Annotated in this window: 15 protein-coding genes, 3 tRNA genes and 1 pseudogene; 8 read left to right on the top strand and 11 right to left on the bottom strand. The window is 35.5% G+C overall.

Annotation, left to right across the window (positions count from 1 at the left end; translation table 11 throughout):
• Nucleotides 1–99 precede the first annotated feature (99 nt).
• The 3 genes from L3049_RS20615 to nagB all read right to left on the bottom strand — a co-directional run bounded on the left by L3049_RS20615 (nucleotide 100) and on the right by nagB (nucleotide 6,884).
• On the bottom strand, nucleotides 100–1,560 hold the full coding sequence (locus L3049_RS20615; protein WP_275111726.1) for a glycosyltransferase family 2 protein: 1,461 nt from the start codon (nucleotides 1,558–1,560) through the stop codon (nucleotides 100–102).
• A 135-nt stretch (nucleotides 1,561–1,695) separates the two neighbouring features.
• On the bottom strand, nucleotides 1,696–4,815 hold the full coding sequence (locus L3049_RS20610) for a golvesin C-terminal-like domain-containing protein (RefSeq protein WP_275111725.1): 3,120 nt from the start codon (nucleotides 4,813–4,815) through the stop codon (nucleotides 1,696–1,698).
• An 86-nt stretch (nucleotides 4,816–4,901) separates the two neighbouring features.
• The gene (gene nagB / locus L3049_RS20605; RefSeq protein ID WP_275111724.1) at nucleotides 4,902–6,884 is read right to left on the bottom strand and encodes a glucosamine-6-phosphate deaminase; all 1,983 of its coding nucleotides are present in this window, start codon (nucleotides 6,882–6,884) and stop codon (nucleotides 4,902–4,904) included.
• A 269-nt stretch (nucleotides 6,885–7,153) separates the two neighbouring features.
• On the opposite strand from nagB, the gene L3049_RS20600 reads away from it, so the two are divergent.
• Together L3049_RS20600 and murQ are read left to right on the top strand one after the other, a co-directional pair.
• Complete coding sequence (locus L3049_RS20600; protein WP_275111723.1) at nucleotides 7,154–7,984, top strand: ATPase; 831 nt, start codon at nucleotides 7,154–7,156, stop codon at nucleotides 7,982–7,984.
• A 10-nt stretch (nucleotides 7,985–7,994) separates the two neighbouring features.
• Nucleotides 7,995–8,825, top strand: a complete 831-nt coding sequence (murQ, locus tag L3049_RS20595) for an N-acetylmuramic acid 6-phosphate etherase (protein WP_275111722.1) — start codon at nucleotides 7,995–7,997, stop codon at nucleotides 8,823–8,825.
• Nucleotides 8,826–8,895: 70 nt separating this feature from the next.
• Here murQ and L3049_RS20590 read toward each other — a convergent pair whose 3' ends face one another.
• From L3049_RS20590 to L3049_RS20570, 5 genes are all read right to left on the bottom strand, one after another.
• Complete coding sequence (locus tag L3049_RS20590) at nucleotides 8,896–9,615, bottom strand: FadR/GntR family transcriptional regulator (RefSeq protein ID WP_275111721.1); 720 nt, start codon at nucleotides 9,613–9,615, stop codon at nucleotides 8,896–8,898.
• A 314-nt stretch (nucleotides 9,616–9,929) separates the two neighbouring features.
• Nucleotides 9,930–11,300 carry a dipeptidase gene (locus tag L3049_RS20585; protein ID WP_275111720.1) on the bottom strand — a complete coding sequence of 457 codons (1,371 nt, stop codon included), beginning with the start codon at nucleotides 11,298–11,300 and terminating at the stop codon, nucleotides 9,930–9,932.
• A 174-nt stretch (nucleotides 11,301–11,474) separates the two neighbouring features.
• Nucleotides 11,475–12,059 (bottom strand): DUF3109 family protein, encoded by a 585-nt coding sequence (locus L3049_RS20580; RefSeq protein ID WP_275111719.1) that lies wholly within the window; start codon nucleotides 12,057–12,059, stop codon nucleotides 11,475–11,477.
• 102 nt (nucleotides 12,060–12,161) lie between these two features.
• A complete protein-coding gene (gpmI, locus tag L3049_RS20575) occupies nucleotides 12,162–13,688 on the bottom strand; it encodes a 2,3-bisphosphoglycerate-independent phosphoglycerate mutase (RefSeq protein WP_275111718.1) in 1,527 nt (508 codons plus the stop codon).
• 288 nt (nucleotides 13,689–13,976) lie between these two features.
• Nucleotides 13,977–14,049: transfer RNA gene (locus L3049_RS20570), tRNA-Phe, on the bottom strand.
• A gap of 271 nt (nucleotides 14,050–14,320) precedes the next feature.
• Between L3049_RS20570 and L3049_RS20565 the strand changes: the two genes are divergently transcribed.
• Nucleotides 14,321–15,595, top strand: a complete 1,275-nt coding sequence (locus tag L3049_RS20565; protein ID WP_275111717.1) for a S41 family peptidase — start codon at nucleotides 14,321–14,323, stop codon at nucleotides 15,593–15,595.
• 252 nt (nucleotides 15,596–15,847) lie between these two features.
• On the top strand, nucleotides 15,848–16,795 hold the full coding sequence (locus tag L3049_RS20560; protein WP_275111716.1) for a YitT family protein: 948 nt from the start codon (nucleotides 15,848–15,850) through the stop codon (nucleotides 16,793–16,795).
• Between the two features lie 87 nt (nucleotides 16,796–16,882).
• On the opposite strand, the gene L3049_RS20555 is transcribed toward L3049_RS20560, so the two are convergent.
• Nucleotides 16,883–16,955, bottom strand: a tRNA-Phe gene (locus L3049_RS20555).
• Nucleotides 16,956–16,981: 26 nt separating this feature from the next.
• Nucleotides 16,982–17,057 (bottom strand) — tRNA-Phe (locus L3049_RS20550).
• 125 nt (nucleotides 17,058–17,182) lie between these two features.
• Between L3049_RS20550 and L3049_RS20545 the strand changes: the two genes are divergently transcribed.
• Together L3049_RS20545 and L3049_RS20540 are read left to right on the top strand one after the other, a co-directional pair.
• On the top strand, nucleotides 17,183–18,403 hold the full coding sequence (locus tag L3049_RS20545) for a M16 family metallopeptidase (protein WP_275111715.1): 1,221 nt from the start codon (nucleotides 17,183–17,185) through the stop codon (nucleotides 18,401–18,403).
• 105 nt (nucleotides 18,404–18,508) lie between these two features.
• The gene (locus tag L3049_RS20540) at nucleotides 18,509–19,150 is read left to right on the top strand and encodes an O-methyltransferase (RefSeq protein WP_275111714.1); all 642 of its coding nucleotides are present in this window, start codon (nucleotides 18,509–18,511) and stop codon (nucleotides 19,148–19,150) included.
• Nucleotides 19,151–19,207: 57 nt separating this feature from the next.
• Here the strand turns inward: L3049_RS20540 and L3049_RS20535 are convergent, their stop codons facing one another.
• Nucleotides 19,208–19,987: a histidine phosphatase family protein gene (locus L3049_RS20535; protein ID WP_275111713.1), complete on the bottom strand. Its 780-nt coding sequence runs from the start codon at nucleotides 19,985–19,987 to the stop codon at nucleotides 19,208–19,210.
• A 443-nt stretch (nucleotides 19,988–20,430) separates the two neighbouring features.
• Here L3049_RS20535 and selD point away from each other — a divergent pair.
• Nucleotides 20,431–21,470, top strand: a pseudogene (gene selD / locus L3049_RS20530) (selenide, water dikinase SelD).
• A gap of 5 nt (nucleotides 21,471–21,475) precedes the next feature.
• Entirely contained in the window at nucleotides 21,476–21,817 is a 342-nt protein-coding gene (gene yedF, locus L3049_RS20525) for a sulfurtransferase-like selenium metabolism protein YedF (RefSeq protein ID WP_275111712.1), read from the top strand.
• Nucleotides 21,818–21,844 lie beyond the last annotated feature (27 nt).

Genomic DNA, 21,844 nt, shown 5'->3' with positions numbered 1-21,844 from the left:
CTATTTATTTTCTCTGTGAATCTCAGTACACTCTGTGGTTAATTTTTTTTCACCATGGAGAACACTGAGTTACACAGAATCTAAATCATGTATTTTAATCTATTTCTGGCTCAACAATTTTCTAGCTTTCAATTCGATGGTACGAATACGATCTTTGTAAGTATTATGAGCATTCATTTTTTCGATATCTAAAGAAGCATCAGAATTATCATCCCAACGACGACACAGATAAATTGGATCGTAAATTCTACCAATTTGATAATTACGAGAAATGGCCAATCCTAAAGCATAATCTTCACCGTAATTTACATTTGGAATCGGATTCTTACGTAATACTGGTGTGTAAAATGCTCGAGGCGCACCCAATCCGTTAATACGAAGTGCATTATTTCTTCCATTTTCAGGTGTCCACTCTTTGTGATCAATAATTCCAGGAGGAATTTCTTCCAATGCAAAGTTCACCATCTGATAAGTTCCAACCACCATGGCACAGTTTTCTCGATAGAATGCATCAACAACTTTTTGCACAGTGTCTTCACCAGCATACAAATCATCACTATCCAACTGAATGGCGAATTTCCCGCAAGCTTCATGAGCTACGGCCTCATTCCAACAGCCTCCAATTCCCAAATCTTTTCGTTCTGGAATAATGTGAATAATACGATTATCTATAGCAGCATATTTTTGAATAATTTCAGTTGTTCCATCTGTAGAGTAGTTATCTACAATAATTAAATTGAAATCAACATCTGCTTTTTGAGCCAATACCGATTTAATCGCATCCTCGATTGTTTTTACACGATCGCGAACCGGAATTACCACGGAAGCTTCCACTTTAAAATCACCTTCTTCAAAAGCAACATTATCAAATCTTGGTGCTAAAAAAGCTCCAATTCTCTTCAAATGTTCAGTGCAAGCAATTTCCATTTCTATTTGTACTGCGCGATTCTTAGGATCAACGTAATCGAATATTTTCTCTCCCGATTTTCTTGTATCCATTTCTTCTTCGGTGTACAATACTTCTGGGATCCTCATAAACTCTGATCGGGCAGCCATCGCCAAACGCAACTCATACAATCCTGCATGACGAAAGGTAGTATCAACGTCCTTCACAGCTTCTTTTAATACTTTTGTATCATAAAAAAGAACCGATCCAAAATTAAAATCATCTCTCAAACTTCCTTCCTGATAATCGATTACTGGGCAATTTTCGACCACGCCATTTTTTATCGCGCGATAATTCGAATACACCAAACCACTATTTGTATCCTTGGCTACTTTCATAAATCTGTCCAAAGCCAATTGCCCCATCGTTAAAGCACTTGTTTTTGTGTAGATGAAAACATATTCAGAGTCTGATTTCTCAGCAATAGCATGAATTGTTTTTCCGTGTGATAAGGTTTCTGATGTTAAAACATTAACACCTTCAGCCTCTACTTGAGCATCGCCACCCACAACATAAATCGCAGCTACCAAATCTGATTTCACTAGCTCATTGATTGTAATTTCGGTCTCTTCCTTTGTTCCAAAAGGAATAAAACATGTCACCTTTCCGTTCATAGTAATTATTGTATTTTAATATTTTCTTATACGATTTTACAGATCAAATTATACACTCTTATAATGCCGATAGATATCTAAAACACAGTCATAAACGAAGTGAAATAAATGTGTAATTTTAGATATCTATCGGTATTACTGATTAAAAAATTGAAGCATCTGTTTCATCAATTCATTTCGATACTCCTTCGATTTTAGCGTTTCAAATGGAAATCCTAAAATTACAGATTGATAATTTCCATCATACAATACTCCAGCACTCTTATTATTTCCTGAATAACGAAGAAGAACTTTTGCACCATCACCTTTAGGCTCAATCGCGTCGGGTGCTTCTACCTTATATATATTAGGTGAATACCCTGTTTCAAATTGATATTCTCCTTTAAAGATATTTCTTACTTCATTGGTATGTGATACATTCCCCAATTTACTTGCATGATTGGTTCTAAACTTAAAATGCAATTCATCCTCAGCAAAAGCAATTGCCAAGCTATCGCCACAAAGTACCAAATCTGTTCCTACATATGCTCCCGACAATATCAAATTTGTATTTTCGCAGCTAATGTATTTTCGAATTGCCTCTCTCATTTCAGGCGTATATATAGTAAAATCTTTATTCTCCTTCCCATAAATTCTCTTGGTAGTTTTTTCCTCTCCAAAAATCAAATCCAATACGGAATAATCCTTCGCTTCCCAATTCAATTCCACAAATGCCTCATCACTCATCGACACAAATCCAAATCCATTATCGCGAATCGCTTGTCCATGTACAAAAGGATAATCGAAATTATTCCCCGGTATTATTCTTTCTTCCTGATCTGCATAGCAGCTTCCATGACCTGATGCATCATCATCCAACCATTTTGATTGTCGATCGAAATCGTACTGATCACCTACGTAGGCAATATTTCTTTTGTAGGCGACACCTTCATCTTCGGAACTTAAAAAACCAGCCAATTTGCCATTATCAAAACCCTGCGGAGCCGAAATACGATCAAATCCGTTAACAATTAAAACAGGTTTCTTCCCATTTTCAGATTTGCAATAGGCCAATATTTCTGAGTCGAAACTTTCTCCACCTTTATTTAATGCTGTTACCTTAAAACTGTAAATTGCACCTGGTTTACAATTCGCGATTTTGTACTCAGAATTCTTAACAATCGTTCCCTCATCAAAACCTTCGTCCTCAATTCGTTTATAAACTTTATAAAAATCTGGCATTGCCGTAGACTCTAATTCATCTTCAACAGGTATCCACGAAAGAACAATCTCCTTTTCAGTTTCCCTGATTTGAAAATGATCAACAGGTAAAGGTTGAACCACATAATCTCTTTCATCTTGCGATGATAAAAATTTCAAAATCCCCTTGTAATAGGCTCTGCTGACATCGAATTTAAACTTCGGATCCATTCCCTGATACATATCTGCAAAATTTTGATGCGATAAGAGTTCAGACAACATAGTAGGAACTTTTGGGCGGTATGCTTCAGAATATTGCTTGTTCCACATTCCTCTACGCCTCCATTTAGGCTCATACTTCTTGCGAATATCTTCCACAACCTGCGATTGAACAATATCCGTTAAATCGCGACTTGCCCATTTCGATTGTCCATTTGGAAAATGATCCTCGCCTCTGGTTGTTGAATAAATGGCCAAAGATCCAATGATGGCATCATTCGGTGTAATTCCAGCATCTGTATGAAATGCCAAAGCCATATCAATTGGAATACTCAAGCCTTTTGCGTCAACATTTTTTGTTGGTCCTGCGGGTGCTCCAATTAAATAATCCACCCACTCTCCACGACTCATGTAATCATCTTTGTAATCCGTTTTGCCAATTTCTCTTTTCTGAAACTTGGCAGCATCTTTTCCGCGATTACTATAATCTGCTTCGTAATCTTTATTGATACTATAAACGATGGAATCTGGCATGCCGGCATACTGAAGATAGTAACGTGCAGCCTCTTGATATCTTGGACGACTACTCGTATATTTTTGCCAGATTCTAGAATCCATATTAAACCCAAGCTCTGTTCTTTGTTTTTTTAACTCCTCTAATTCTTCCGGATTTCCTCGGGCAATATTCCCCATTCCACCACCAAATCGAATGGCATCTGCCGAAATCCATTTCCCTGGTTCATTACTCTGGTTAGTCAATTCAACCATTCCCTTTTCAGTATTTTTTCCTTTATCAAAAAGAAAAGTTCCCAAATAAATCCAGGTTTTACCTCCCATGCTCTGATTCACCAAAAATTCAGCTTTACCACCTGCATGGTGCACAATGTAATGCGCGTCATTAACATTATCTTCATCATCAGAATAGGAAACATAAACTGCATATTCTCCTTTTTCTTGAAAATTAGGCAAATATTGAACTCTAGCAGATTCCTCGGTATTAGCCTCTGCCTGATAGCTAGTTCCCAAATCAAATGGATTTTCACCCTCAAGATAAAAAGGATATTTATTGGTAAATCCCGCTTGTGAATTCAACTCCCAAACAGAATCTGTTACAAGATATTCCGATCCTTGTGACGACCATTCAGCATCTACAATTACTTCATTTCGCTGAATATCCCTCTCGCGTGGAAACAAAACATTGGCTCCAGCCTTTTCTAGCATAGGAGCAATATAAGGAACAACAAATTCCATTGTCCATAAATCTTCAACCGTTGTATAAACTCTTGCACGTTGCCATTCCCATCTATCCAAAGTATTTTCGTAATACCATCCGTGCGAATGCCAAAGAGCAATGTGTTTATTTTGTAAACCCTCAGTTGGATCATTTCCAACATTTATTCTTCGTACCAAAGGATGAACGGCTTCCGGATTTTTGCTCAGTCTACTCCTATCAATATCATTAACATGAGTTTTATAAAAATTAGGAATTAGATCTCTAATTTCCAGCCCCATGCTCTCTATCCTTAGCTTATAGTTTCTAAATTTCCTTCCCAAACTTTCTTTCAGCCCAAGGTAATTTTTCTCTACTGATTCAAGACGAAAAGGAATGTAAGTAAATGTAGGGTTCATATACAATACAATTTCCTTTTGCTCTGAGTCTATTTGTAAACTATCGAAGCGAAATTTGTAAGAAAATTCTTTTGAGGCATTCTCAACAAAAGTTTGCGCTGCTTTTTCGGCTTTTCGCTTTAATTTGTCTGATTTCTTTGCTGCTATCAAATTAAAATTTGAGAACAACAATAAAGAGATCACAAAAAGCAGTCTGAAAAAACGGATATTTCGAAAAAATCCAAGCATGGAAATCATTATTTTTACATTTAAAATGAACCAGTTAAAGAGAAGACCAAATTCAAGCTATTGAATTTGGAAATTCTCAGATAAATCTAAACAATAAACCTGACAAAAGCTTCAATTGCTTCGTATTCTGCCAAGCCCAATTTGTTAAATAAATCAGCTGTAGCCCTATTTCTTTCTTCCGATCTTTGCCAGAACAATCTCGAATCATTCCCCAAAAATGGAGCACTCTCCATTTGCGACTGATGGCGCAAGATGGCATTTCGTTTGTGTTGCAATTCCTCAGGACTAATTGGCACTGCCATTTGAATTTCATCCAAATTCCATTCCTGCCATGCTCCTCGATACAACCATACGTAACAATCCTTCATCCATTCCTCATCCTTTACAATTTTCAAGGCCTGATAAATCCCTTCCCAACAAACCCGATGAGTTCCATGAGGATCGGACCAATCACCTGCTGCAAATATCTGATGTGGTTTTGTTTTTCGAAGCAAATTCACAATAATTCGAACATCTTCTTCCCCTAATGGATTTTTCTTAACAGCACCCGTTTCATAAAAAGGAAGGTCTAAAAAGTGAAGGTTTTTTGATCGTACGCCAACAAATCGACAAGCTGCCTTTGCCTCTCCTCTTCTAATTAAGGCTTTCATATTTCGTACTGCGGATGTATCGATTCCTCCTGGCTTTTTATTTTTCAAAAGAAACTTTTGAATATCTTCAATAACACACTGAAGATTTCCTTCGTTGGTATCATGAGTTCGTGAAAAACTCTTTACAAATGAAAGATATCTCACCGCCTCATCATCAGCAACAGCAATATTTCCAGAGGTTTGATATGCGACATGAACTTCATGATTCTGATCGACTAATCTTTTCAAAGTTCCCCCCATCGAAATCACATCATCATCAGGGTGAGGACTAAAAACCAACACTTTTTTAACAGCTGGCTCTGCTCTTTCAGGACGATGAGAATCGTCTGCATTAGGCTTACCACCTGGCCAGCCCGTAATGGTATGTTGCAAATCATTAAATACTTTTATATTTACTTCATAAGCAGAACCATAGAAAGCAAGTAATTCACTTAAACCATTGTCGTTATAGTCGCGATTGGTCAATTTCAATATTGGTTTTTGCAATTTATTACACAACCAAACAGCAGCTTTTCGAATCCAATAACGATCCCAGTCTACACTGCCAACCAACCAAGGATTCTTCACTCTTGACAATTCCCCTGCAGCTGGCACATCCAAAACGAACTTCACATCAGGATGTCGTTGTAAATAACTTGCAGGAACCGCATCGCATTGACTTTCTTCCAATGCCTTTTTAACAATTGTTGCTTTTCCTTCACCCCAAGCCATCAAAATAACCCGTCTGGCTTTAAATATTGTCCCAACACCCATAGTTATAGCAGCTTTGGGCACATTATTTATCCCATTAAAATCTTTAGCTGCATCTCGTCTTGTCAATGCATCGAGCATAATCAATCGGGTTTTTGAATCCAATTGCGAACCTGGCTCATTAAAGCCAATATGTCCTGTACGACCAATTCCGAGTATCTGTAAATCTAATCCTCCAAAAGAATCAATCAATTTTTCATACTCACTACAATATCCAGTCACCATAAGCTTACTCACCTCTCCATCGGGAACATGAACTTGATCTTTAGGTATGTCAATATGACTAAACAAAACATCATTCATGTAATGATTGTAGCTTTGGGCACTTAATTTTAACATAGGATAATACTCATCCAAATTAAAAGTAATCACATTCTGAAAAGATAAATCCTCCTCCTTGTGCAAACGAATCAATTCTGAATATACACCTAATGGCGTTGCTCCAGTAGCAAGACCTAGCACACAGTTTTCACCAATCTTTTGTTTCGACTTAATCTCATTGGCAATTTCACCAGCAACCCATTTGGCAGCTTTTTCTGCAGTCGAAAAAATATCTGCTGGCATTTTTTCATATCGGGTTTTCACTGTTCTGTCGAACTCATCTGAAGGTTGGTAATACAACTTGGCTTCATCAAGTTCTTCTCTAAACTGTAGTATCTGATTTTCCATTTTGCTATCTCCTGATTTAAATTACTTTCGGATCAAAAATAGAACAGAAAATTAAATATTCCAAAATTGGTCATACATGTTATATAATACTTTTCACAAATGTTTAATTTTTATATATTTGTAAAGTGAAAACAAATACATCAATACAATAAGGATATTAGGGAATACGGAAGGAATGAAAATCTAAGATTACAAATTAGATATTTATTAAAATATTTGTAATTTCATCTTAAATTAACATTCATCATACATGTTATAAAAATAAAATAATGATATTAATTGCAGAAAGCGGCTCAACTAAAACGGATTGGATTTTGCTTGGAAGTAAAGGCGTAACCAAACGTCAACAAACCTTAGGCATCAATCCTTATCATCAAAATAAGAGCTCAATAATTAACATTATAAGCTCACTAGATAATTTTGATTCAATTAGCAAAATCTTTTTTTATGGTGCCGGCTGTGCTGTTGATGAGAAGAAACAGATCATTAAAGATGCTTTGTTAGAAATATTTCCAGGTGCCAATTGTGAAATCAACAGCGACGTTTTAGCTGCTGCTCGATCTGTATGCGGTATCGAAAAAGGAATAGCATGTATCATTGGTACAGGATCCAACTCCTGTTTATACAATGGAGAAAACATTGAACACAACGTTCCACCATTGGGATATATTTTGGGCGATGAAGGTAGTGGAGCCGTTATGGGTAAGAAGCTAATAGCTGATATATTAAAAAATCTTGCTCCTAAAGAAATTAAAAGTGCATTCTATAAAAAATACGAATTGGATTATGGTGAAATCATAAACAAAGTTTACAAAGAAGAAGCACCAAGTCGTTTTCTTGCACAGTTTACTGTTTTTCTTTCTGAGAATATTCACTCTCCATATGTATCACAACTGGTAAAAAAGAGTTTTAGTGAATTTTTTGAACGAAATATAAAACAATACGACAATCACACTAGTCTTCCAATTCACTTTATTGGAAGTATTGCATTTTACTTTAAAAATGAATTGCAAATCGTGGCAAAAGAAACAGGTTTAAGCCTGGGTAAAATCCAGCAAAGCCCATTAGAAGGATTGATCCAATACCACCTTGGTAAATAAAAATAAAAGAATGAACAAAGAAAGCAATCAAAAATCTTCAAACAGAATAACAGAGTCTCCTTCTAACTTTTCTAATTTGGAAAAGATGTCGGTTACGGAACTACTTACCGGAATTAATCAAGAAGATGGACAAGTTCATTTAGCGGTAAATCGTTCTATTCCAAAAATTGAGAACTTTGTAAGTTTACTGATTGATCGTATTAAGGCCGGAGGTAGATTATTTTATTTAGGAGCTGGAACAAGTGGCAGACTTGGTGTTTTAGATGCCTCAGAGTTGCCGCCAACTTTTGGAGTTCCTGGAAATATCGTAATTGGATTAATTGCAGGAGGAGAAAAAGCTTTACGAAATGCAGTAGAATCAGCTGAAGATGACTGGGATAAAGCATGGGAAGAAATTCAAGAACATGGCTTTAATCAAAATGATTCAGTATTGGGAATTGCAGCTTCGGGCACAACTCCTTATGTTATAGGTGGCGTAAAAAAAGCTCGCGAAAATGGATTACTAACAGCATGTATTACTTGCAATCCTGAAGCTCCGGTTTCTAAAGAGACAGAAATTGTAATTGAAGCAATTGTTGGACCTGAGTTTGTTACAGGAAGTACCAGGCTAAAAGCAGGAACTGCTCAAAAAATGATTCTCAACATGATCACCACCAGTTTAATGATTAAATTGGGACGAGTAAAAGGGAACAAAATGGTTAACATGCAACTAACCAACAAAAAATTGGTTGAGCGTGGAACCCAAATGATTATGGACGAGTTAAATCTTGACAAAGAGACATCAAAACACTTACTCTTAAAACATGGCTCAGTAAAGAAAGCCATTGAAGCTTACAAGTAGATTATAATTTAGAATAAATAAAAAACGGAGACTGAATCATCAATCTCCGTTTTTTATTGAAAAAAATAATCTATTTTTTCAAATATTGTGTATAAATCTCCAGTGTTCGATTTATTTGTTCAACCATTGCCTTATAAGCCTTATCTGCATCTTTGTCTCGAATTGCTTCAAAAATGGTACGATGAGCTTTAATTGTAAAATCTTTCTCTCCATCTACATTTGCATAAATTAAATTACGCATACGAGGTAAAAGCGAATAGACTGGTTCCATTGTAATAATAACAATTGGATTGCCAGTAGCCTTAGCCACATTCAAATGAAATTTATTAATGATATCAGCTTCCATTTGCGTATTATCTGAATCACAATCCTCTAAATCAGTTATACTCTTTTGAAGTAGCTCCAAATCCTTATCTGTTCGATTATTCGCAGCCATACGAGCAATTTCTGGCTCGAACACGCGTCTCACTTCAATAATCTGAGGAATTAAATTGCTATCAAAACTCAGATCATAATACAAATTTAAGGAATCAATAGCATCTGTTATTTTCAGTTCACTAACAAACATGCCGCTTCCCTTTTTGATTTGAATCAAACCTCTCGCACTTAATCTACGCAATGCTTCGCGCAAAGCAGTTCGACTTACAGCAAACATCTCACACAATTCTCGCTCCGACGGAAGTTTAGCTCCTACCAATAATTTCTTCTGGCGAATAGCCTCTTCTATTCGGCGCTCAATCTTCTGACTAAGAGTTTGAGCCGATCCTATTTTTCCAAAAATTTCCTCCATGACAACAATTTTACTTCAACTTGTATGATCTATTTCAAAATATCTAGCAATAGACATGTTCATCACGAAAAAATCACACAACTAAACCCAAGTACAAACATAATCAGAAAATACCGAATTTCAAGATTTCAGCTTTATTTTAAACGATTACGAAGATTCCATTAAATTTATATAATAATTATTAATCATCAATAAGAAAAGCCTTTTATTCACATATTCAATGTGAAAATTCATCATACCAAAATAAAATAAGCCTAAAAAAAGGGTATTCTAGTTAAGAATACCCTTTCAAAAATTATTTTAATTACAAGTTCTTATTTCATCAATTCAGCATAGTGCTTGTAAAACAATGGAATTGTGTTGATTCCGTTGTAGAATTGCTCTAATGGGAAGTTCTCGTTTGGAGAATGAATTGCATCAGCCTCAAGACCGAATCCCATTAATACAGATTTTGTACCCAAGATCTCTTCGAAAGTAGAGATAATTGGAATAGAACCTCCTGAACGAACAGGAACTGGACGCTTACCGTAAACTTCAGTATAAGCCTTATCAGCTGCTTGGTATGCAGGAATATCAATCGGACAAACATATCCTTGACCACCGTGAAGAGGCGTAACCTCAACCTTTACACAGTCAGGTGCAATTGCTTCAAAATGCTCTTTAAATAGAACAGAGATCTTTTCCCAATCTTGGTTTGGAACCAAACGAGTAGAAATCTTAGCATGAGCTTTAGATGGCAATACAGTTTTAGCACCTTCGCCAATGTAACCACCCCAAATACCACAAATATCGAAAGATGGACGAATTCCTGTGTGCTCTGAAGGTGTGTAACCTTTCTCACCAGCTAATTCTTTTACATCAATTGCTTTCTTATATTCTTCAACATCGAAAGGAGCTTCAGCCATCATAGCACGCTCTTCTTTTGATACTTCAATTACGTCATCGTAGAAACCAGGAATAGTGATATGACCATTCTCGTCAACCATCTGAGTAATCATTTTAGCCAATACGTTGATTGGGTTTGCAACAGCACCACCAAACAATCCTGAGTGAAGATCGCGGTTAGGGCCAGTTACTTCAACTTCCCAATACATTAAACCACGAAGACCTGTTGTGATTGATGGTATATCCGGAGCAATCATACCTGTATCTGAAACCAAGATGATATCTGACTTTAACATGTCTTTATGCTCTTCGCAAAACTTAGGAAGATTAGGAGAACCTACTTCTTCTTCACCTTCAATCATGAACTTTATGTTACAAGTCAAGCAATCGTTCTTAACCATGTATTCAAAAGCCTTAGCATGCATAAAAGCTTGCCCTTTATCATCATCAGCACCACGTGCCCAAATTTTACCATCTTTTACTACTGGCTCAAAAGGATCAGTATCCCAAAGCTCAACTGGATCAACAGGCATAACATCCATATGGCCATAAATCAATACAGTTGGTAAAGCTGGATCAATGATCTTCTCACCATAGGTTACTGGGTTTCCTTCTGTTTCCAGAACTACTGCTTTATCAGCACCAGCATCTAACATCAACTGCTTCCAGTATTCAGCAGCTTTGTACATTTCTGGTTTGTTAGCTTCAATTGAGCTAATTGATGGGATGCGAATCAATCCGAATAGTTCATCAAGAAATCTATCTTTATTCTCTTCGATATACCCTTTAATGTTGTCCATGTTGTATATGTTATTATTAGTATTTAAAATTTGAGTGGTAAATATACAATAGAAGATGTAATATTAGATATCTGATTTGAGAATAATTTGGTAAAAAACCTTAAAACAGGCAAATACAAAAAAAACAGCAACTCTTAAGCTGCTGTTCTATATTATCTATCACTAAGAGATCTATTACTCTCTTTTCTGCATTATCTCATCAATATGCTCAGCTGCATACTTTAATTCTTCATACCAATCTTCACCATATTTTCGAATTAATGGATCCTTCAAAAACTTATACACTGGTGTGCCCATTTTGAAACCTAATTCACGAGCAGGAGCACAAATTTTCCATTTGTTATAGTTTACAGCATCGAATTCTTCATATTTCTGAATACGAATAGGATATAAAGAACAAGAAATTGGTTTGCGGTAACTTATTTTCCCATCAAGGAAAGCTTTCTCAATACCACATAAAGCCAATCCATTTTCAAAAACCGTGTAAACACATTCTTTATCATTGATAATTGGAGTTACCAGATCGCCATCAGAATCAATAACTGAAGTACCTTGTTTCTCAATTTCGGCAATACCCTTTTCATTCAAGTATTCCTTAATATCAGGATAGATTTCTTCAAGAATGGCTTTTTCATCATCATCTAATGGTGCTCCCGAGTCTCCTTCAACACAACAAGCTCCTTTGCATTTCGCGAAATCGCAAATAAACTTCTTCTCAATCACATCGAGACTTACTATGGCATTTCCTATCTGTAACACAATAATAACTTTTACAATTTCTAATTAACGGATTTAGAGCAAAAAAAATCCGTACTATCTCGCAAAGATAGTACGGAAACTTATAATTTCAGTTACAATCTTTTATTTTATGATCAAAGATTTACCAGTCATTTCTTCCGGCTGCTCAAGTCCCATGATATCAATAATAGTTGGAGCTACGTCAGCTAAAATACCATCTTCTAATTGCTTAGGGTTCTCAGTTACCCAAATACATGGAACTGGGTTAAGAGAGTGAGCCGTATTGGGCGATCCATCAGGGTTTACTGCAAAGTCTGCATTACCATGGTCAGCGATAATAATAACATCGTAACCATTTGCTTTAGCAGCTTCAACAACTTGCTTAGCACAATTATCAACCGCCTGAACAGCTTTCGAAATTGCTTCATAAACACCTGTATGGCCAACCATATCGCCATTCGCGAAATTCAAACAAACAAAGTCAGCTGATTGTGCATTCAACTCTGCTGTAATTTTATCGGCAACTTCTGGTGCTGACATTTCTGGCTGCAAATCGTAAGTTGCGACCTTAGGAGAAGCAGCTAACAAACGAGTTTCGCCTTCAAACTCAGCTTCGCGACCTCCGGAAAAGAAAAATGTTACGTGAGCATATTTCTCAGTTTCTGCAATACGAATTTGTTTTTTCCCAGCATTGGCAACAACCTCGCCTAAGGTATTCTTAACATTATCCTTATCGTAAATAACATTCACACCTTTGAAGTTAGCATTGTAACAAGTCATGGTGTACCAATCAACATTCATGGTGTGCATACCAAATTCTTGCTTATCCTCCTGAGAGAATACAGTAGTCATCTGGCGCAAACGGTCTGTACGGTAGTTGAAACAAATTACAACATCACCTTCCTCAATTTTAGTTAAAGGAGTTCCTGCCTCATCAACAGCCACAACAGGCTTAATAAACTCATCACTCACACCTTCAGCATATGATTCTTCAATAGCTTGAATCATGTCAGTAGCCGATTTACCTTCAGCTTTTGTATATAAATCGTAAGCTAGCTTAATACGCTCCCAGTTACTATCACGATCCATTCCATAATAACGTCCAACTAAAGATGCTAACTTAGCTGATCCTTCAATCTGAGCCATAAAGTCCTTAACGAATTCCAATCCTGATTTTGGATCCGTATCACGACCATCAGTTAAACCGTGAACAAAAACATCTTCCAATCCATAAGCCTTAGCTGCCTTACAGATTGCAATTGCGTGTGAGCTTAAAGAATGAACCCCACCATCACCAATTAAACCAATTAAATGAAGTTTTGTATTGTTTTTCTTAGCTGTCGCAAAGGCTTTCACCAACTGCTCATTATCATTAATTGAACCGTCTTTAACAGCATTGTTAATTTTTACAAGGTCTTGAAAAACTACACGGCCAGCACCAATATTAAGGTGACCAACTTCTGAATTCCCCATCTGTCCATCAGGCAAACCAACAAAGTTTCCTGCAGCCTGTAAAGCCGAATTCGGATATTTTGCTTGTAAACTATCAATATATGGTGTTTCAACTGTTGAAATAACATCTGAATTCGATTTATCTCCTATTCCCCATCCATCAAGGATCATCAATAGAGCTTTCTTATTATCAGCCATTTGTCGTATTTTGATTATTCTGTATTTGTAAATTCGTCTTGCAAAACTACCTTATTAATCTCAATAATAAAAGAACTTACAACCCTGAAAACCTTTATTTTACATCGAAAACGTTTGCTTTGGTAAAATTGTTCAAAGACGAACGACTATAAATGAAATTCTGAGGATAATCTTGATGCAGGAAACTATAAAATAAAAAAAAGACCTTTTACAGGACTCGTTAATATGTAGACTTCAATTTTCATATAAAAAAAGAGGGGAAGATTATTAAAATCTTCCCCTCTTTCGTGGTGCCACCTGGAATCGAACCAGGGACACATGGATTTTCAGTCCATTGCTCTACCAACTGAGCTATGGCACCCTTTGTTTTGGTGCTACAAATGTAAATAAAAATTGTTTTTCACAAAATAAAAAATGAGGCTAGACCTAAAATTACAAGCAAAAAATCATCAATATAATTAAGTATCAACTTTTTTCGAAATGCTATTTAGAATGAATCAAAATATTAGATTAAGAAATATTGAACAATAGAAGGCATTTTAATGCGTTAAAAATCTATCTAGGTATAGTTTTTGTTGTGAAAAAGTATGCCCTTTGGGTAAATTACTAATTTGAATACAAATCATCATCATATGAAAAACTCATTCTCTAAGTTATTGTTACTAATTACAGTAATACTTACTTCGTTAGCATATACCTCCTGCAATAAAGACGACTCGGATCACAAAAAAAATGAATTTGATGTGATTAATGAGGTAATGGAAGCATGGTATTTTTGGAATGATGAATTACCAGATATCAATTCCTCGAATTATAATTCTGTCAATAACTATTTTGAAGAGTTATTGGTCTCAAAAGATCGTTGGAGCTATATCGCAAATCGCGATCAGCTATTAGCCTACTTAGAAAATGGAACCTATATTGGATATGGACTTGGCTTTAAATATGATAGCAACAACGACTTAAGAGTAAAACTAATTTTTGATGAATCGCCTCTTGCAGCTGAAGGAATAGCTCGTGGCTGGAAACTAATCAACATTAATGGCAAGGATGTTTCTAGTTTAAGTGACAATCAAGTTCTAGATGAACTAGACAAATCTTCTGCACAATTCGTATTTGAAAATAATATTGGCGAACAAAAAGATTTCCTAGCAAGTCAAATTACTCTAGATCAAAATTCAGTATTAAAAAGAGAGGTAATCGATTATCAAGGAATTAAAGTTGCTTATTTAGCATTTGACAGCTTTTTAACAAAATCGGAAGAGGAATTGAATGAAGCCTTTACTTACTTTAAAGAACAAAGCGCAGAAGAATTGGTTTTAGATCTCAGATACAATGGTGGTGGAAGTACTGCAATTTCTAATCAATTATCTTCATTGATAACTGGCAATGCCTTTACAAATGATATATACTCTAAGGTTTTTCACAACGAATCAAAAATGAGTGAAGATTTTACTGAAGCATTCCAAGAACAAGCCGCTGCATACGCTTTTGATCGTGTTTTTATAATTACGACATCGGGAACAGCATCGGCAAGCGAAATGGTTATTAATGGCTTAAAACCTTACTTAGATGATGTTATTCTAATTGGAAGTACAACCCACGGAAAACCTGTTGGCATGTATGTTTTTGAAGATATATCATTAAATCTGGCTATCGTTCCAATTAGTTTTAAAATTACCAATGCTGCTGATGAAGGTGATTATTTCGAAGGTATTCCTGTTGATTTAGAAATATCAGATGATTTGTCATATGATTTTGGAGATATTGAAGAAAGCAACTTTAAAGCTGCCTTAGATTATATCGTAAGTGGAAACTTCCCAGTTATAACTGCTGCAAAAGCACTATCAACAAACGAACGTGAGTTTAAGAAGAAAGGTTTTGATGAATTGGTTGGCGCAAATTAAACCAAAATAAGATATTGTAAAGAGTCAATAATCGTTTCTGATTATTGACTCTTTTTGTATGTACTCATTCAATATATCCGAATCATTTTTTATATTCTATCTAAATAACAACATATTAGATAAGCTTCTATCAATGATTATTTATTAATTAACTATCTTCTTCATAAGAAATTAGAAAAATCCATCAGGGAAATAAGAGATAAGAAAAGTATAGTAAGATTGTGAAATATTTATCAAAATAAGACTTTAAACATGTTCCCATTTTTACGACAAATAATTTTTGAAACTGTAAAATATCAAGTAAAGAAGAAAAAAACACCAGATATTCAAGTGCATAAAAAAGTAAAAAATGCAACGGTTGAATTAATTCATATCGTTCATGATTTTATTTTCATTCTTTTAGGTATTCTTTGCGCAGGTTTTGGCTTAAAAGGATTTCTACTCCCCAACCTATTTATTGATGGTGGTGTAATGGGGATTTCCCTAATGATCGCTGAACTTACCGTACTACCCCTATCAATTTTAATTGTTGCAGTTAACATACCATTTTTAATACTGGGATTTACTACACTAAGTCGTCAGTTTACAATTAAAAGTATTATTGCCATAGTATTACTGGCAATTACAGTTCATTTTATACCATTTCCCATAATTACGGAAGACAAATTACTGATTGCAGCATTTGGAGGATTTTTTTTAGGTATGGGAATAGGATTGGCTATTCGTGGCGGATCTGTAATCGATGGAACAGAAATATTAGCTATTTATATAAACCGAAAAACGCCATTAACAATTGGTGACGTAATTTTGATATTCAATGTGCTTATTTTTGGAATTGCAGCATATGTTTTGACTATTGAAATTGCCCTATATGCAATTTTGACATATATAGTGGCATCAAAAACGGTTGATTTTGTTGTTTCAGGAATTGAAGAGTATGTAGGCGTTACAATTATATCAGAAAAAAATAAAGAGATTAGCCAAACTATAATTGAGAAATTAGGAAGAGGATGCACCATTTATTACGGCAAAAGAGGGAAATCTCAAAAAGAAACGGAAATCATTTACACGCTAATGACAAGGCTAGAACTAGCAAAATTACACATGGAGGTTGATAAAATAGACAGAGATGCTTTTGTCATTATGCATAGTATAAAAGATGCAAAAGGAGGTCTCGTCAAAAAAAGGCCTCTTAAGTGAAAACTACATGTTAAATTTCTGTTTAACACACAATATTCATTTGAATTATATGCACAAAAAAGCCGATCTTCTGATCGGCTTTTTGGGTGGTGCCACCTGGAATCGAACCAGGGACACATGGATTTTCAGTCCATTGCTCTACCAACTGAGCTATGGCACCCTATTGGTATTGTTGTCAAGAAAAAGTGGTGGTGCCACCTGGAATCGAACCAGGGACACATGGATTTTCAGTCCATTGCTCTACCAACTGAGCTATGGCACCGCTTTACTTGAGCGACACAAAAGTAAGCAAAAAATTATCGCCTCCAAATAAAAAATAGGAAAATACACAGGTTTTTAATCGATATATAAAGTTCTTATTACCTTTGCAGCCTAATAAAACTCTATATGCTTTTCGAAACTCACACATTATCAAATGGTATCCGTTTAATCCATCGCCAGGTGGATCAAAAAGTAGCACATTGTGGAATCATTCTAAATACTGGTTCTCGCGATGAAAGTGATGACGAGTGGGGTATTGCACACTTTATAGAGCATGTTATTTTCAAAGGAACAAACAAGCGTAAAGCCTATCACATCTTAAATAGAATGGAAGATGTAGGCGGAGAACTTAATGCCTACACCACAAAGGAAGACACTTGTATTTACGCCACATTCCTGGACAAAGATTACAAACGTGCCTTGGAATTGATAAGCGATATCAGCTTTAATTCCATTTTCCCTGAAAAAGAACTGGAAAAGGAGAAAGAAATCGTTCTCGATGAAATCAATTCATATAAAGATTCGCCTTCTGAATTAATTTTTGATGATTTTGAAGATTTAATATTCAAAAACGATTCTATTGGAAGAAATATTTTGGGCACTCCTGAAAATATAAAAAGTTTCACAAAAGAGAACATTCAAAAATTCATAAAGAATAATTACCACACCGATCAAATGGTAATTTCATCAGTCGGAAACATTTCTTTTAAGAAATTGATTAAAATGGTTGAAAAATTCTTTGGGCACATACCTGAGAGTATTCGCACGACCAAAAGAACAAAACCAAATTCCTATAAAGCTCGCACACAAACCATGATAAAGAACACACACCAACGTCATTGTATACTAGGAAATGTAGCTTACGATTTAAATGATGATAGACGAATTCCCCTTTCATTATTGACTAATTTACTTGGTGGCCCTGGAATGAACTCTCGCTTGAATTTGACTCTTCGAGAAAGACATGGCTTGGCTTATAATATAGAGTCAAACTACTCACCATATGTCGATACTGGTGTTGTAAGCATCTATTTTGGTACCGACAAAGGCTATTTAGATAAATGTCTGTCACTAATCTATAAAGAGATGGATTTACTATGCACCAAAAAGCTTGGAGCAATGCAACTAAAACGAGCAAAAAATCAAATACTAGGACAAATTGCTATTTCTTGTGAAAACAATGAAAACTTGATGCTTAGTGTTGGGAAAAGTTATCTTCTTTATAACAAAATAGATTCTCAGCAAGATATTTACGACAAAATTGAGAGCATTACAGCTGAAGAACTTCTTGAAGTTTCGAATGAGATTTTAAACAAAGACAATTTGACCACTTTGATGTATAAATAATACCAATTAGTATTTAAATTATTCAATCATCTCACTTCTTTTAGGATTGATTTTTAGATATCAATCGGCATTATACGAGAATTTCATTTCTAAAATCGTATAAGCATGATAGAAATTAATAAAGCACTAGAAGATTATATATTAGGGCACTCAGAAAATGAGGATCAAGTCCTAAAAGATTTAAACAGAGAAACTCACGTTAAAATGCTACGTCCACGAATGCTTTCAGGACACCTTCAAGGCAAATTTTTAAAGATGATTTGCCAAATGCAGAATCCAAAACGTGTTTTAGAAATTGGTACCTATACTGGGTATTCAGCGATTTCTATGGCAATGGGAACCTCTTCTGATTGTGAAATTCACACCATAGATTGCAACGACGAATTAGAACATTTCACTCGTAAATTTTTCAAACAGTCTGGTTGTGAAGAGCGTATAAAATTTCATATTGGTGAAGCTCTGGATATCATACCGAAACTTACCGGAGAATTCGATTTGGTATTTATTGATGCCGACAAGCGCCAATACATTGATTATTACGAAACTATTATGCCTTTATTAAAACAGGGAGGCTTCATTCTTGCTGATGATGTTTTGTGGGACGGAAAAGTAGTAAATGAAACAGAGAATCACGACAAGCAAACTCGTGGAATTTTAGAATTTAATAAATTTATTCAGGAAGATTCCAGAGTGGAGAATGTTCTTTTACCAATACGTCATGGTTTAATGATGGCTAGAAAAAAATAAAGCTTCAAGTCTCAAGTCAAAAGGATAAAGTAAACTACTTATTTACTCAAACCTCATTCACTCATTAATTATTTTAACAAGGATGGTAGCTCCCAGATTTACATGGCCTTGTTTTTGAATCTGTCTCCATCCTTTTTTTTCGAGCTCTTTGGAAATAGCTCCGTTCAACATTCCATGTGCAACCAAAATAGCTGTTTCCTCATGCCTAGCAACCTTAATTAGGTTTTCAGCTGCCTTATTAGCTCTTAGCTTTGCCTCTTTATGGCTTTCGATGCCTCGATGATTAAATCCTAACATCCAGCTACCACGACTTAGTCCTTGCCACAACACCATTGGCAGTTTTAAAAAACTATTTGCATCAATCATTCTAATTTCAAATTCTCTAAATATAGAATCTGCTACTACAGGATATTTATCTCCAAAAATATTTAGCGCTGTTTCTTGCGATCGCGGCAAGCTAGAGCAATAAATTGTATGATTCGATTGTAGATTGACCGAAACTAAGTCAGGATCAAAAGGGATAATTGGAACCGAATTGTAATCTTTCACATATTGTTGTGCTTCATCAGCAGAACAAAATGCTTTCTTTTTCACATCTGGTTTTGCATGACGAATCAAATAAATCTGAAGCATCTTTTTTCCCGCCTTTGCCAAGTTATTCTGCACCTTAGAATTCACTTCACTAACACAAGTAAAAGCACCACACTCCTCAACATACAAAGCTTGCTGCTTTAAAGGATCAATTCCTAATTTTAATTTGGACTGAGAAGAGCAGGCAATAAATATGCTTACAAGCAATACTATTGACAATGCTATTTTATAATTTTTATATGCCATTAATAGTCTAATTTTTAGCTAGCTTCAAAAATAGTAAATCTAAGCTGATAAAGGAAAACTAATTCAAATCATCATTTATTTCCTAAATGGTAATTCTTACTCATTGAATCATTGGTGTTGACTGAATCAGTTTTATTAAAAAAGAAACCACCACAGAGGCGCAGAGAAAAAAGTGTAACCACAAAGACAAACGAAGGATAGCACGAAGAACACAAAGTGAATAATTGCATGATTAATTAAAAATATTTCTACCACCAAGTACACAGAGTCACACAGAGGGAAAAAACTTTCCTAAGTATTATTATTTGAGCATTTTATTCTCAGTGAACCTTGGGACCTTCCGTGTTAAACTAATTCAATATTTTAACAATAAAACAAGTACTTGAGAATAAGGAAGCATAAAAAGTAATATCTTTGCAGCGTTTTAAAAGATCAAGAACATTATGGAAACTAAGAAGTTAACGCAATTCAGTCCGGGAGCCGGTTGTGGATGTAAAATATCGCCAAAGGATTTAGAAGTCATTTTAAAAGTAGTAGTCCTGCCATTTCAAACCCTAAAATGTTGGTTGGAAACGACACAAAAGATGATGCTGCTGTTTATGATATGGGGAATGGTCAAGCTTTAATTAGCACAACTGATTTCTTTACGCCAATTGTTGACGATCCATACGATTTTGGTCGAATTGCAGCAACAAATGCCATTAGCGATGTATATGCTATGGGGGGAAAGCCAATTATGGCACTTGCCATTTTAGCTTGGCCATTGGATAAGCTACCTACTGAACTAGCACAACAAGTCATTGAAGGTGCTCGTGATGTTTGTGCCAATGCAGGTATTCAATTGGCTGGTGGTCATTCTATTGATATTTCCGATCCTGTTTTCGGATTATCCGTTAACGGAATTGTTTCAACTGATAGAGTGAAGCAAAACAATACGGCCACTCCAAATTGTAGCCTTTTCCTTACTAAGCCTCTGGGTATTGGCGTTTTTACAACTGCTGAGAAGAAGAAATTAATTGCTCACGAAAATAATCAAACTGTTGTTGATTTGATGTGTGCCTTAAACAAAGTTGGTCAGGTATTCGGAGAATTAGAATACGTAAAATCAATGACTGATGTCACTGGTTTTGGTCTGCTAGGACATTTAGGCGAAATCTGCGAAGGCAGTAATGTAAATGCTGAAATTGACTATGCCGCAGTTCCTAAAATTGATGGCGTTGAAGAATTGATTCAACAAAAATGCACACCAGGTGGAACTCGAAGAAACTGGGCTTCATATGGTCACTTAGTTGGTGAGATTACTGAATTGCAGAAATCACTTTTATGTGATCCTCAAACCAGTGGTGGCCTGCTTGTTGCTATTGACAACAATCATATCGATGATTTTATAGCTCTTGCCAAAAGTGAAGGCTTTGATCTAAATCCGGTAGGAAAAATGATTGAACGTAAAAATTCTGAAGGTCCTTACATCAGTGTAAAATAGATAAAATGCATAGAAATACATTAATACAAGTTACCCAAAATGGAATGGGAACTGGCAGCGAAGAATTAGGTTTAAAACTGATTACCAACTATTTTAAACTTTTAGATGCTGATGGTCGAACACCTAAAATAATTGTTTTTTACAATGCTGGCGTGAAACTGATTTGTGAAAACTCTCCTGCAATTGAGACATTGCAAAAGCTTGACAAAAAAGGCGTTCAATTGTTGGCTTGCAAAACCTGTCTGGATTATTTTGAACTATCTGATCAGATAAAAGTAGGAAATGTAGGTAGCATGCCAGACATTATCACATTACAAGCCGATGCCGATAAGGTAATCAATCTGTAATATAAGATATTTTTAATTTCGACTCAT

The organism is Labilibaculum sp. DW002, assembly GCF_029029525.1.
GTDB classification, from domain to species: Bacteria; Bacteroidota; Bacteroidia; order Bacteroidales; family Marinifilaceae; genus Paralabilibaculum; species Paralabilibaculum antarcticum.
This window is presented reverse-complemented; position numbering and strand designations above follow the sequence as displayed.